This is a genomic window from Bradyrhizobium sp. Ses1 (assembly GCF_059512365.1).
This window is the reverse complement of sequence record NZ_JCAMOQ010000015.1, coordinates 100,731-112,853: the sequence shown is the minus strand read 5'-3', so window position 1 is coordinate 112,853 and position 12,123 is coordinate 100,731. Positions and strand designations below refer to the sequence as shown.

The following is a 12,123-nucleotide window of genomic DNA, read 5'->3' as shown; positions in this document are numbered from 1 at the left end:
GAATGAAGACGTCGGAATATCATGGGACCAGCCGCCAGCCGCCGTTGACGATCTGTGTCATGACGCGCGAGCGCTCGTCGAGACCGAGGTGATCGGTGAACGACATGTTGTAGACGCCGTTTGGACCGGCGACGTCACTGGTCGCTTCAATCGCATCCCGCAACGCAATTCGAAACGCGTCTGTCCCGGGCTGCGCCTTGACCGCGGCTGCCGCGATCGCCCTATCGAGGATAAGTTGCGCATCCCAGAGATAGGCCGCAAATGTCGAGCGGGCTCCTGCTCCGGGGATAGCCTCATAACGGCGGACGAAATCGAGCGCCGCGGCCTTGGCCGGATGGCTATCCGGCAGCTGCTCGGCGACCAGCACCGGTCCCGCCGGCACGAACGTCCCCTCGAGGGCCTTGCCACCAATACGCAGGAAGTCGTTATTGGCGACACCGTGTGTCTGGTAGACGACACCCTTGTAACCCCGATCCGCGAGCGTCATCTGTGGCAACGCTGCCGGGGTGCCGGACGCCGCAATAAAGATCGCATCGGGACTTTGCGACGTGATCTTCAGAATCTGCCCGAGCACGCTGCTGTCGGTTCGCTGGTAACGCTCAGAGCCCACCACCTTGATGCCGGCCGCCTCGGCCAGGGCCGTCATCACCTTGATCCAGCCTTCACCATACGCATCGTTGAACCCGATCAGCGCTAGCGACTTGATGCTCCGACGCTTCATATGATCGAGCACAATGGACGCCATCTGGGCATCGCTCTGCGGGGTCTTGAACACCCAGCGCCGCCGGTCAACCGGCGGCTCGACGATCAAGGCCGATCCGGCCAGGCTGATCATCGGCGTCCCGGTCTCGGCGACGATATCCAGCAGCGCGAGCGAATTCGGGGTCAGGCTCGGACCGACGATGACGTCAACGCGGTCCTCCGTAATCAGTTTGCGGGCGACCGTGACCGACGTCGAGGTGTCCGACGCATCGTCCATCAGAATGTAGCGGACATCCTGGCCGCCGAGTTTCGGCGGCAGAACACTTACCGTCCGCTGTTGCGTCACTCCGACGGATGCCGCCGGCCCCGTGGCGGACACAATGATTCCAATCCTGACCTCGGCCAGCGCAGGTGCGGCCCACGATACAGCCGCAACAAGTGCAACGATCAGCTTGTTCAATTCGACCTCCTTGAACGTTGTTTCCTCCGCCGGTTCGACCGGCTGGTTCCCTTGACGGCCATCCTTTCGGTGGCTCGCATATCTCGTTGGTCCTTTACTTAGACCAAACGTTCGGTCTAAGAAAGAGAAAAATTGCCGTGGTTTCCCAACACACGGTCGCCAGGGATGAATTCGCAGGAGGAACCCGGGATGCTTCACCCCGATATCGAATGCCTAGACTATCCGGCCATCTGCCGCCTTCAGCAGGAGCGACTGAGCAAGCTTGGCCGACGCCTCGGCGAGCGGCCGGACTGGCTCGCGCATTTCGCGGCCGCCGGCATGAAGCCCTCGGACCTCGCCGCCGCGGACGGGCTCGAGCATGCGCCGCTGCTCGACAAATCCGCCCTGCACAGCCGCTATCCATTCCCGTTCCTGGCCACGCCGATGGACTCGGTGCGGAGATTCACGGCAACCTCAGGGACGACCGGGCTGCCGGTCCTATTCGGCATGACGGAGCACGACTATGGTCAGCTCCTGCCCTATCAGATGGCACGGATCCTGACGGCCGCTGGCGTGCAGCGCGGCCAGCGCGCCTATCAGGGCTATGGTTACGGTCTCTGGATCGGAGGACCGGCACTCGATGTAGGTTTCGCGGCGCTCGACTGCACCACGTTTCCGATCGGGCCCGGTCGCGGCGAACTCGTGGTGAAATGGCTGCGCGACCACAGCTACGACGTCGCCTCGATGTCACCACTTTGGCTTATGTCGCTAGTCACCACCGCCAAGCAGATGGGCATCGATCCCAAGGCGGAGTGGACGATGAAGCTCGCCATTCTTGGCGGACAATCAGTATCTGCCGAATTCCGCAACCAGCTGGAAGCGGAAATGCCGGAAGGCTTCGTGAGCCAGAACATCTACGGCACAACCGAAGCCGGCGGCCCGGTGCTGGCGATTTCCACCCCCTTCACCCATGACGAGGACGAGCTGCAGCTCATCAACGAAGATACGATCATCACCGAGATCCTTGATCCGGTGACGCTTCGCCCCGTTGCCCCTGGCGAGGTCGGCGAGATTGTCATCACGACGCTGTGTCGCGAAGCCTCGCCGGTCGTGCGCTGGCGCACGCGCGACCTGGTGCGGCTGTCGACCTCACCCTTCGACTGTCGCTCCGGGCGAAGGGGCATGCGCAAGATCGGGCGCATCATTGGCCGCAGCGACGACATGATTAAAGTCAAGGGGGTCATCGTCTTCCCTTCGCAGATCGAAGACATCATCGCCGCGACGCCGGGAACAGTGAAAGAGGCCTGGCAGATCTATGTCGACAAGGAGCGCATCACGATCGGAACGATGTGCATCGCTGTCGAGGCGCAACATACGGCCGGCCGCCCCGCCGAACTGATCGTTGCGGATATCAAGCGCGAGGTGCGCGCCCGTCTCGGCATGGGCGTTGACGTCGAGTGTCTCCGGGAAGGGACCTTGCCGCGCTACGAAGCCAAGGCGACACGGGTGCTGCATCGTGCCGAGCGCGCCTGACAGGAGGGCGGCGGCCTTCAGACATGTAGCGGATTCCGGCGCGGGACGGACATCATCAACCGCGCGCGCTCAGCGCGAACGCGGTCCTGATGGGACGCAACACGCTGTACGGTGCCGCCGCCGCCGGCGGACCCGGCATCGCCCATGTCATCTCGATCCTCGGGACCGAGCTGGAGCGCGCCATGACACTGCTCGGCACCGCGCGCCTGAGCGATATCTCAGCCGAGCATGTCCGCTATCTCGGCACCACCCCATCTGCCACTGATCGCTGCCACGCCTGGACGGTGACGAGGCGGCGTCAAACCGGTCGCAAAATTGCCAAGTCAGCCACCGGGCGGTATAGTCCGATCGTTCGGACGATTATTTCAGGACACCTGTGACACGACCTCGCTCCCCTGACTACGACTCCATCCAGGCTTCGATCATCAAGCAGGCAGCTGGGCTGTTTGCAAACCGCGGCTATGCGGCGACATCGATCGGCGATATCGCCGCCGCGTGCGACTGCTCAAAATCCCGCCTCTACCACTACTTCGAATCGAAAGAAGCTATCCTCGTCTTCATGCTGACGGAACATGTCGACAAGCTGCTGGCCGGCTGCGACGACATCCTTTCGGGACGCGAGGATGAGATCGCCTGTTTCCAGAAACTGATCAGGTTTTTCCTCCAGATCTATTCCGTCTCCCGTGACAAGCACGTGGTGATGCTCACCTGCATGGAGTTCCTGCCCAACAACGTGAGAAAGGACGTCATTAAGAAACAGCGCCAGCTGATCTCGATCGTCACCGACATGCTGGCGAAAATCCGCCCGGAGCGAGCGAAGGACGAGGCGAGCGCTCATGTCGATGCGATGCTGTTCTTTGGCATGATCAACTGGACATATACCTGGTTCAAGCCGGACGGCCGCATGATGCCTACTGATCTTGCCGACCGCTGCGTCAGCCTCTTCCTCGATGGCTACAGGAATTCGAGAGTATTCTGATTTCACCCGGGCCTCGCGCCTTCACGGGAGCAGACTGCGGGGATCAAACGCTTGATCGGTAAGCTTCGACGGATCGACGTTGATCCCTTGCGACAGCAGCTTTTTCGCCACCATGAAGGTACGGGCGTCGTTGATCGAATCCACCGCGACTAGGCGCCCTTCCCGGTAATACCAGTTGGACACGCCACGATCCGTGTCGCATGCAACGACCTCGGTATAGCCGCGATTCCAGCCGGCAATCTGCAGCTTGGAATCATACTGATCGGACCAGAACCAGGGCACCGGTGCGTAAGGCGCGGCCTCGCCTAGCATGTCATCAGCGACCGCTTCAGCCTGTTCGATAGCGTTCTGAACGCTCTCGAGGCGGATCAGTTCGCCGCATAGCGGAAGCCGCGCAATCCCCCGCCGCCCACACATCCGCAGCCGAGGTACGGCCGTGCTCATCCACCAGGATGCCGTCCCCTGTGTCGATACCTGCACGCGCGGCGAGCTCCGCATTGGGCAGAACGCCGACGCCGACAAGCACCAGGTCGGTTTCAAGGCGCTCACCGGAGGTCAACTCCGCTTCGCGCACGGGGCCGCCGACCACCCGTCTCACCGCACATCCCTCGACGATACGAACGCCCTTGGCGTAATGAAGCCGGCGGAAGTATTCTGATGTTGCCGGGCAGACGGCGCGTTCCAGGATGCGGGCAGCACTTTCGACAACGGTGACACGAAGGCCTGCTTCTGCGGCGACGGCGGCCGTCTCCAGTCCGACGAAGCCACCTCCGATCACCAACAGCCTGCGGCCTTTCCTGAAGTGGCGCTGCATGCGCTCGGCATCGTGCAGCGAGCGGAGCTCGCAAACGTTTTCCAAATTGGTGAGCCAGGATGGTAACGGCCGCGGCGAAGCGCCAGTGGTCAATGCGAGCTTCGTCCAAGCCGACCGAATCGTCGCCGCGCCCGAGCGTCCGGCGCACCGGGTCGAGTGACGTCACCGCGCGCCCAGCACGGATGTCGATGTCATTGTCGCTCCAATAGGATGGCGAACGAAGCAGCAACCGCTCCCTTTCCCACTCTCCGCTGAGATACTTCTTCGACAACGGCGGACGCTGATGCGGGGCCCAGGGCTCATCACCATTAAATCGTGATCCTGCCTCGAAACCCCTTGGTGCGCAGCCGGATCGCTAGGGCGGCAGCGGCTTGCCCACCCCCCACCACCGCAACATGTTCCTCCATGGCCCGAGGTCCTATCGTTTATTTATAGATCGAACGTTCGAACTATGTATTGTGCTTTCTTGGATTGCAAGCAGACGATTGGTGGTTGCATTGAACGACAGGGATGATCTCGAAGCCATCAAGCACCGTATCGTGGCGGCGGTCGCTTCATGGCGTTTGGCCGCCTCGCTGACCTCCATTCGGGAGAGCTTTGATGCCCTCTTTGCCGACGGTTCCGAAACCTTGGGTGAAGCGATCCATATCGGACCCATGGCGGCCGCGTGGATCACGCCACCAGGAAGCTGCACAGACCGCGTCGTGCTGTTCTGCCATGGCGGCGCTTTCCAGGTCGGCTCGCTCCGCTCCCACAGCAGCTTGATGGTGCGCCTTGCGCGCGCCAGCAACGCACGCGTGCTCGGCTTCAATTACCGGCTTGCCCCCGAACACAAATATCCCGCAGCGGCCGAGGACGCGATCTCAGCCTATCTCTGGCTGCTCGGCCAGGGCCTGCCGTCGTCGCGCATTGTCGTCGCCGGCGATTCCGCCGGCGCTGCGCTCGCCATGAACGTCGCGCTCCGCGCACGTGATATGAGCCTGCCGCTTCCGTCCGGCCTGGCGCTGATCTCGCCCTGGCTCGATCTGACCATGCGTGGTGCCAGCTATGCGAGCCGGGCCGCCCTCGATGTCTTTTCAAAACCAGCGCAACTCGCTGCAATGGCCCGCGCCTATCTCGGCCATAACGGCAACGCATCAGCACCATCAGCCTCACCGGTCGATGCCGACCTTGCCGGCCTGCCACCGATCCTGATCCACGCCGGCGACCACGACATCACGCTCGATGATGCCCTTCTACTGGCGACGCGGGCGCGGCAGAGCGGCGTGGACGTGAAGGTGCGCGTATGGGACCACATGTTCCATCATTTTCAGATGTTTGGTGAGTTACGGCAGAGCCACGAATCGCTGACCGAACTCGGTCGCTTCGTTGCAGAACGAACGAGCGGCCGCTGATCCGTTCCGCGCGGCCCTCCGGCTCAGCAGACACCACACCCCATGCCGCCGGACACGCCCAACACCTCACCGGTCACGAACGATGCGGACGGCGAAGCAAAGAAGGATACCGCCGCAGCGACCTCATCCGGTTCGCCGAGACGCTTCAGCAGCGTCAGGCTTGCCATGTCGCGTCGCAGCTTGTCACCGAACTGCGCGATCGCCTCCTCGACCATCGGAGTACGGATTGGTCCCGGCAGAACGGCATTCACTGTGATGCCGTACCGGGCGTTCTCCCTCGCAATCGACCGGGTGAATCCGATCACCCCGGCCTTGGCGGCTGCATAGACCGCCCCGCCCTTCGAACCGAGCCGCCCGGCTTCCGACGCGATGTTGATGACACGGCCATAACCCGCCCGTTGCATCGCCGGCAGGACACCGACTGTGAAGGCGAATGTGGCTTCCAAGTTCACCGCGATCAGGCGGCGCCAATCTTGCGGGCCGGTTTCGGTGAAGAAGGCGTGCTGATCGACACCGACATTGTTGACCAACACCTCGAACGGACCTCTCTTGGCAACGAAGCGCGCAACGGCGGCACTGTCCGTCGCGTCGATCGCCTCGAAATCGGCGCCGATCCCGCCGGCGACCACCCCGGCGCTTTCCGCGTCAAGGTCACAGAGCGTGACTGCGAAGCCGTCGGCGGCGAAGCGACGACAGATGGCCGCCCCGATACCCCTCGCGCCGCCGGTCACGAGAGCCCGCTGCAAGCGCCCTCCCGGCATCTTCGATCAAGCTCCGGTAAAATTCGGCGTGCGCTTTTCAAGCACGGCCGCCAAACCTTCTCGCGCATCAGCGGTGCACGACAGCTCTGCCACCGTCCGCGCCTCCTCGGGAAGGCAGGACTCGACGCTGAGGCCGATCCCGCTCCAGAGCAGCCGCTTGGCGGCCGCACTCGCCCTGGGAGCATTGGCGGCCAGCCTCCCGACGAGCTTGCGCGTCTCTCCCGCGAGCCCATCGTCAGGAACGATACTGTTGATCAAACCAATAGCCTGGGCTTCCTCGGCTCCGAGCACGCGGTTGGTCAAAACAATCTCCGCGGCCCGCCGGAAACCCACCAAACGCGGCAGGATAACCGAGGCACCACCATCGGGCGCCATTCCGACCCGGGTGGCGCCCGCCATGAACCTGGCGGACTTCGCCGCCACGACGAGGTCGGACGCGCAGACAAGACCAAGCCCGCCCCCGCCTGCCGCATAGCCCTGCACTTCACTCACCACCGTGGCGTTCAGGCGGATCAGTCCACCCACAGCCATCTGCAGATAAGCCGTCACTGTGCGCAGGAAGTCACCCAGCGCCTCTCCCTTGGATGCGAACTCACGCACATCTCCGCCGGCACAGAAATTTGCTCCGGCACCTCGTACATGTACGACGCGCACGCGCGGGTCACCATGGCAGCGCATCACCGCCTCGTGGATCGCCTGCACCATGGCGATATTCATCCCGTTCGAAGACTCTGGCCGGTTGAGGGTCAATGTCGCGACATGGTCAGCATAATCCAGAAGAACCGGTCCTTCTGCGACCCAGCACTCGTACCCCAAGGCCGTCTTGAGCTCTGATGTCATGTTCGCCTCCGTCGTTCGCCGCGACACTCAAATGAGAAAGGACAGGGTGAAGATCGGCTTGTGGTTGTTCACAAGACCGACCTTTTTCCGCACAAGCTTGAAACCACCATCTGTGATCCGCAGGCGATATTCATTGCGTGACGCCCAGAGGGTTTCGCCGCGCAGGTTATCCTCGAAGATGAACGCATTCGCCCTCACCTCGATCTCGTCACCGACCCGAGTGACGAGTTCGACATTCGAGATGATCCGCGCCAGCTCCGACCTCGGCGTCTGGGTATGGCGGCGCCCGGTCTTGAGCTGATCAATACGCACGCCAATACGCGAGCGGTTATCGTAGATGATCGACATCTGCCGCTCCGGATCGGTATCCGATCCATTGGCCGGCACCCAGTATGTCGCATCGTCCGCCCATAACGCCTCCCACTCGTCATAGGCATGGGTGTCCTGAAGGCGGGCTTCGAGAAACAGAAACTGCTCGACGCGTCGCAGAAGATCCGTTTGTTCCGCTTCGAGATGCAACATTGCGGTGGCTGTAGACTGCGGCATACCAACCTCACGCCGTCATCAGTTCGGTATAGTGACGCCAGATGGCGCGTTGCGGCACCTCGTCGGTCGAATGACCGACGAGGTAGCCGTTTTCGTCCCGGCGCTCGCGATGCAGACCGCGTGTTAGCGTGACCCATTCAGGGTCATTGATCACTGCACCGCGATGATTGCGCTCATACATCTCGGTATCGTCGGCAAGCAGCAGCCCGGCCGGGCCGACCGAGCCCATGGTCTGCTGGCGCAAGCGCCGATTGAGCTCGGGCGCTCCCTTGAACTGTAGCGCGGTGACATGCTGGATTGTCTCGTCGACGGCGATCGGCTGCAGCACGAACAACTGGATTTCGGCGATGAACAGATTGGGGAAGATCATGATGTGCGGCGTCCCGTCGATCATGATCCTGCGCGCCCGCTCAGCGCCATAAGCCTGCTCCATCGCCTTCACGTATTGCGGAAAGCGCGTCTCGCTGGTGCCGAACCACTCGAGCGGCTTGCCGATCCGGCGCCACTCCGGCCGCAAGTCGAATTCGGTGTGGCCATTGCCGAAATCACGCGTGAGCGCGGTGGACTGCGGACCGTAGAGCTTGCCGATGCCACTGTCGGTAACCTGGAACACCGACCCGTGGACGAACGCCGGATGGTAGCCGTCCGTCTCGTTCTCGAGCATGAACTTCCAGTTCGCTTTGGTACGGTGCTGCAGGAAGCCTGCGGTCAGCTCGAGTTCGCCTTCGGGCGAGTTTTCCAACAGCTGGTCGATCGAGGCCGTCGCACCGCCGAGGTGTTCCTCCAGGGACGGCCCCTCGTTCGCGAAAGATCCGAAGACGAACCCCCGGTAGATGCCGACGCGCGGCACCCTGCCGAGCGAGAACCCCGACTTGTCTGCATCGCCGTAGCCGTCGGCATAGGCATAGCCGATCAGATCTCCCGTATTGGCGAATGTCCAGGAATGATAAGGGCACGTGAACGTGCCGCGGTTGCCTTGCCGGTAGGCGCAGAGCTGATTGCCGCGATGCGGACACTTGTTCAGAAGTAGACTGATCTTGCCATCGCGATCGTGAACCATCAGCACCGGAGTCGACCCGATGGATTTCGTCACATAGTCGTTTTTATTCGGGACCTCGCTGATGTGGCCGACATAGACCCACGTCCGATGCCAGATGCGCTCCAGTTCCTGCTCAAAGATCTGCGGGTCGTGATACACCACACTGCGAACCCGCGTCGGTTCAATCAGCGTGCGATAATCCGGGTTTGGCGACTGACCAGACATGACTCCTCCCTTTAACCTCCCGCGCTCTTTCTTAGATCGATCGTTCGGACTATTAATGGCACCTGCAAGAGGGCCGTGTCAAGCAGCTCCACCAAGCCGCCGAACATCGTGATGTCGCCGGCATAGCAAAATGCTAGCGCCGGGCCTGGCGTCGTCGACCACAAGCGGACCGATGCTGGTGATCGAACCCTGGTCCTCCTGGGTGATGTTGCGTCCGGCGGAGACCAGCAGCAGTCCGGGGCCGGCGACCTCGAAATTGCCATGAGATGACATCGCGCCCCGCCGACACCGCGAAACGTCGGTGAGATTGTTGTTCAGCATGAAGCCCGACACGTTGACGATATCCCTCCCCGCCTTTATCGAAATGGGTTTTGCTCCGCGGCAGGGCGAGACTGTGCCATCAAAGTTTGTAACGATGTCCCCCGCCGTCAGATTGAGAATGTCGCCATTCAGCGCGTAGAGACGAACCGGCACCGGATCGTCTGCATGCAACGGAATGGAATGGATTGACCAAGATCGAACGACGTACTTGGCTTGGTAATGAATGACGGGTTCAAGGGATCAAACGATGCTGATGGATCGGCTGCGCTCACGGTGACCACAGCACCGGCACCGTAGATCGAGCCGAATGCAAGCAACTCCAGCATCCCGCGCGAAGCAGGTGCGAGATCGGCGCGGCCATTGAGATAGATGCTGCCCCTGTCCGCGATTGCGAACAGCGACGGAGGCATCGGCATTATCGCGGTGTTTGCGCCGCCGAGGTTGCTGTTGGTCGAGACCTGCTATCTTCGGGACCTGGCGCAATGGACTTGCGCTCACCCGGTTTGCGCCGGACGTGCGCGATCTGCAGCGCGAGCGGAAGCAGCACCAGCGCCAGCCCGGCCAAGACAAGGCTCGTCACGAGAGGGTTGGCAAAGAACACCCCGAGCGATCCCTTGGACATCAGCATCGACTGCCGGAAGGCATCCTCGGCCTTGTCGCCGATAACGATCGCGAGCACGAGCGGGGCGAGCGGATAGAACAGCTTCTTGAAGAGATAGCCGACGACGCCGAAGCCGAGCATCATGACGACATCGAGATAGGAGTTCGACACCGAATAGGCGCCGACGACACAGATGATCACGATCAGGGGCGCAATGATGACGAACGGAATCCGCATCAAGGCCGCAAATATCGGAACGGTGAGCAGCACGAGCGCGACGGCGACAATGTTGCCCACATACATCGAGGCGATCAGGCCCCAGACGAAATCCTTCTGGTCGACGAACAGCATCGGCCCGGGATTGAGGCCCCAGATCATCAAGCCGCCCATCATCACCGCGGCGGTCGCCGAGCCGGGAATGCCGAGCGACAGCATGGGCAGAAGCGCGCTGGTGCCGGCCGCGTGATCGGCGGTCTCCGGGGAGATGATCCCCTCAACTTCGCCCGTGCCGAAATGGCGGCCGCGTCGTGAGAAGCGTCGGGCGATGCCGTAGCTCATGAAGGACGCCGCGGTCGGGCCGCCCGGCGTGATCCCCATCCAGCATCCGATGGCCGCGCTGCGCAGCAGAGCGATGCCATGCCGCGGCAGGCGGACGACCGCGCGGAAGACTTCCTTCCAGTCGATCCTTGAGGAGACCCCGCGTGCGTGAAACTCCTCTTCGACGGCAACCAGCAGCTCGCCGATGCCGAATAATCCCATCACCGCCACGACGAAGCTCACGCCTTTCACGAGCTCGTCGATCCCCATTGTCAGGCGTACGCTGCCGGAGACGGTATCGATGCCGATCGCAGCAATCGCAAAACCGATCGCGAGAGCGACCACCGTCTTGATCGGCGCCGCGCCGCCCATGCCAACGAAACTGGCAAAGGCGAGGAAATAGACGGCGAAGTACTCCGGCGGCCCGAAGGCGAGCGCAACCTGCGCCACCCACGATGCGAGGAAGGTGATCAGAATGACCCCGACCAGGGCGCCGAACGCGGCCGAACCGAAGGCGGTGGCAAGCGCCGTCGTCGGCCTGCCGTCGCGCGCCATCGGATAGCCGTCGAAAGTGGTGGCGACCGACGACGGCTCTCCGGGAATGTTGAACAAAATCGAGGTGACGGAGCCACCGAAGAGCGCGCCCCAATACATGCTCGAAAGCAGGATGATGGCCGAGACCGGCTGCATCCCGAAGGTCAGCGGCAACAGCAACGACACGCCGTTCGGCGCGCCCAGGCCCGGCAACACGCCGACGAGAATGCCGAGCAGGACGCCGATCACCATCAGCACCAGATGCGGCACGGTGACTGCGATCGTGAAGCCGTGCAGGAGCTCCTGGAGATTTTCCATTCGCTCTCCTCCTCAGAGCCCGAACGCAGCGGCGAGCGCGCCGTGCGGCAGCGTCACCTGGAACATGCGCTCGAACACCACATAAAGCGCGAGCGGCGTCGCCAATGCCATCGCCAGTGAGCGAAGCAGCGATTGATGCCTCGGCAGCGCCAGCACAGCGAAGATGTAGCCGGCTGAGGCCACATACATCCCGACGATCGGGATCAGCGCCACGAAGAGAGCGGCAGGCACGAACAGCCCTGCGAGGCGGCGCAGCTCGATTCCTGTGATGGCCACGGGCACGCTTGCCAGCGTGCCGCCCGGCAGGACACCGCGGGCGAGATTGTAGAGGCTGCCAGCAACGATGATCACACCGGTCAGCAACGGAAAGGTGCCGGCGTCGACCCCGGCGGCCGACCAGCCGATGCCATTGTCGAAGCTGGACACGACCACCGCGACACCGAAGCTGCCGGTGAGAATGGCGGTCGCAATTTCGAGAGCACGGCGTGAGATCATCGACTGCTCCAGCCCGGCGCTAAGCCCCGCATAGCTTCGCTCGAC

At 62.4% G+C, this 12,123-nt stretch carries 15 protein-coding genes; 4 read left to right on the top strand and 11 right to left on the bottom strand.

The features are described 5' to 3' along the window. Positions 1-19: 19 nt before the first annotated feature. Entirely contained in the window at positions 20-1,162 is a 1,143-nt protein-coding gene (locus AC5ZG5_RS19390; protein WP_456643452.1) for an ABC transporter substrate-binding protein, read from the bottom strand. Positions 1,163-1,351: 189 nt separating this feature from the next. Here AC5ZG5_RS19390 and AC5ZG5_RS19385 point away from each other — a divergent pair, with 189 nt between their 5' ends. Genes AC5ZG5_RS19385 through AC5ZG5_RS19375 form a run of 3 tightly spaced genes read left to right on the top strand, consistent with a single transcriptional unit; the run spans position 1,352 to position 3,653 of the window. Beyond that, the gene (locus AC5ZG5_RS19385; RefSeq protein ID WP_456643453.1) at positions 1,352-2,674 is read left to right on the top strand and encodes a phenylacetate--CoA ligase family protein; all 1,323 of its coding nucleotides are present in this window, start codon (positions 1,352-1,354) and stop codon (positions 2,672-2,674) included. Positions 2,675-2,706: 32 nt separating this feature from the next. Then, a complete protein-coding gene (locus AC5ZG5_RS19380) occupies positions 2,707-3,054 on the top strand; it encodes an alpha-hydroxy-acid oxidizing protein (RefSeq protein ID WP_456643522.1) in 348 nt (115 codons plus the stop codon). After that, a complete protein-coding gene (locus tag AC5ZG5_RS19375; protein WP_130222457.1) occupies positions 3,051-3,653 on the top strand; it encodes a TetR/AcrR family transcriptional regulator in 603 nt (200 codons plus the stop codon). Before AC5ZG5_RS19380 ends, AC5ZG5_RS19375 begins: the two co-directional genes overlap by 4 nt. Positions 3,654-3,674: 21 nt before the next feature. Here AC5ZG5_RS19375 and AC5ZG5_RS19370 read toward each other — a convergent pair whose 3' ends face one another. After that, positions 3,675-3,965, bottom strand: a complete 291-nt coding sequence (locus AC5ZG5_RS19370; protein WP_456643454.1) for an oxidoreductase C-terminal domain-containing protein — start codon at positions 3,963-3,965, stop codon at positions 3,675-3,677. A gap of 16 nt (positions 3,966-3,981) precedes the next feature. Further along, on the bottom strand, positions 3,982-4,587 hold the full coding sequence (locus AC5ZG5_RS19365; protein WP_456643523.1) for an NAD(P)/FAD-dependent oxidoreductase: 606 nt from the start codon (positions 4,585-4,587) through the stop codon (positions 3,982-3,984). A 368-nt stretch (positions 4,588-4,955) separates the two neighbouring features. Between AC5ZG5_RS19365 and AC5ZG5_RS19360 the strand changes: the two genes are divergently transcribed. Then, complete coding sequence (locus AC5ZG5_RS19360) at positions 4,956-5,861, top strand: alpha/beta hydrolase (RefSeq protein ID WP_456643455.1); 906 nt, start codon at positions 4,956-4,958, stop codon at positions 5,859-5,861. A gap of 23 nt (positions 5,862-5,884) precedes the next feature. Here the strand turns inward: AC5ZG5_RS19360 and AC5ZG5_RS19355 are convergent, their stop codons facing one another. The 8 genes from AC5ZG5_RS19355 to AC5ZG5_RS19320 all read right to left on the bottom strand — a co-directional run bounded on the left by AC5ZG5_RS19355 (position 5,885) and on the right by AC5ZG5_RS19320 (position 12,078). Next, on the bottom strand, positions 5,885-6,607 hold the full coding sequence (locus AC5ZG5_RS19355; protein ID WP_456643456.1) for an SDR family NAD(P)-dependent oxidoreductase: 723 nt from the start codon (positions 6,605-6,607) through the stop codon (positions 5,885-5,887). Between the two features lie 21 nt (positions 6,608-6,628). Next, positions 6,629-7,462 carry an enoyl-CoA hydratase/isomerase family protein gene (locus tag AC5ZG5_RS19350; protein WP_456643457.1) on the bottom strand — a complete coding sequence of 278 codons (834 nt, stop codon included), beginning with the start codon at positions 7,460-7,462 and terminating at the stop codon, positions 6,629-6,631. A 27-nt stretch (positions 7,463-7,489) separates the two neighbouring features. Then, a complete protein-coding gene (locus AC5ZG5_RS19345) occupies positions 7,490-8,008 on the bottom strand; it encodes an aromatic-ring-hydroxylating dioxygenase subunit beta (protein WP_246755677.1) in 519 nt (172 codons plus the stop codon). Positions 8,009-8,015: 7 nt separating this feature from the next. Next, entirely contained in the window at positions 8,016-9,272 is a 1,257-nt protein-coding gene (locus tag AC5ZG5_RS19340; protein ID WP_130222449.1) for an aromatic ring-hydroxylating oxygenase subunit alpha, read from the bottom strand. A gap of 78 nt (positions 9,273-9,350) precedes the next feature. Then, positions 9,351-9,746, bottom strand: a complete 396-nt coding sequence (locus AC5ZG5_RS19335) for a hypothetical protein (RefSeq protein WP_456643458.1) — start codon at positions 9,744-9,746, stop codon at positions 9,351-9,353. Further along, positions 9,722-10,003 carry a hypothetical protein gene (locus AC5ZG5_RS19330; RefSeq protein ID WP_456643459.1) on the bottom strand — a complete coding sequence of 94 codons (282 nt, stop codon included), beginning with the start codon at positions 10,001-10,003 and terminating at the stop codon, positions 9,722-9,724. Before AC5ZG5_RS19330 ends, AC5ZG5_RS19335 begins: the two co-directional genes overlap by 25 nt. Positions 10,004-10,008: 5 nt before the next feature. Then, complete coding sequence (locus AC5ZG5_RS19325; RefSeq protein WP_130222443.1) at positions 10,009-11,583, bottom strand: tripartite tricarboxylate transporter permease; 1,575 nt, start codon at positions 11,581-11,583, stop codon at positions 10,009-10,011. 12 nt (positions 11,584-11,595) lie between these two features. After that, positions 11,596-12,078, bottom strand: coding sequence for a tripartite tricarboxylate transporter TctB family protein (locus AC5ZG5_RS19320; RefSeq protein WP_456643460.1), 483 nt, complete (start codon positions 12,076-12,078; stop codon positions 11,596-11,598). Between the last annotated feature and the right edge of the window lie 45 nt (positions 12,079-12,123).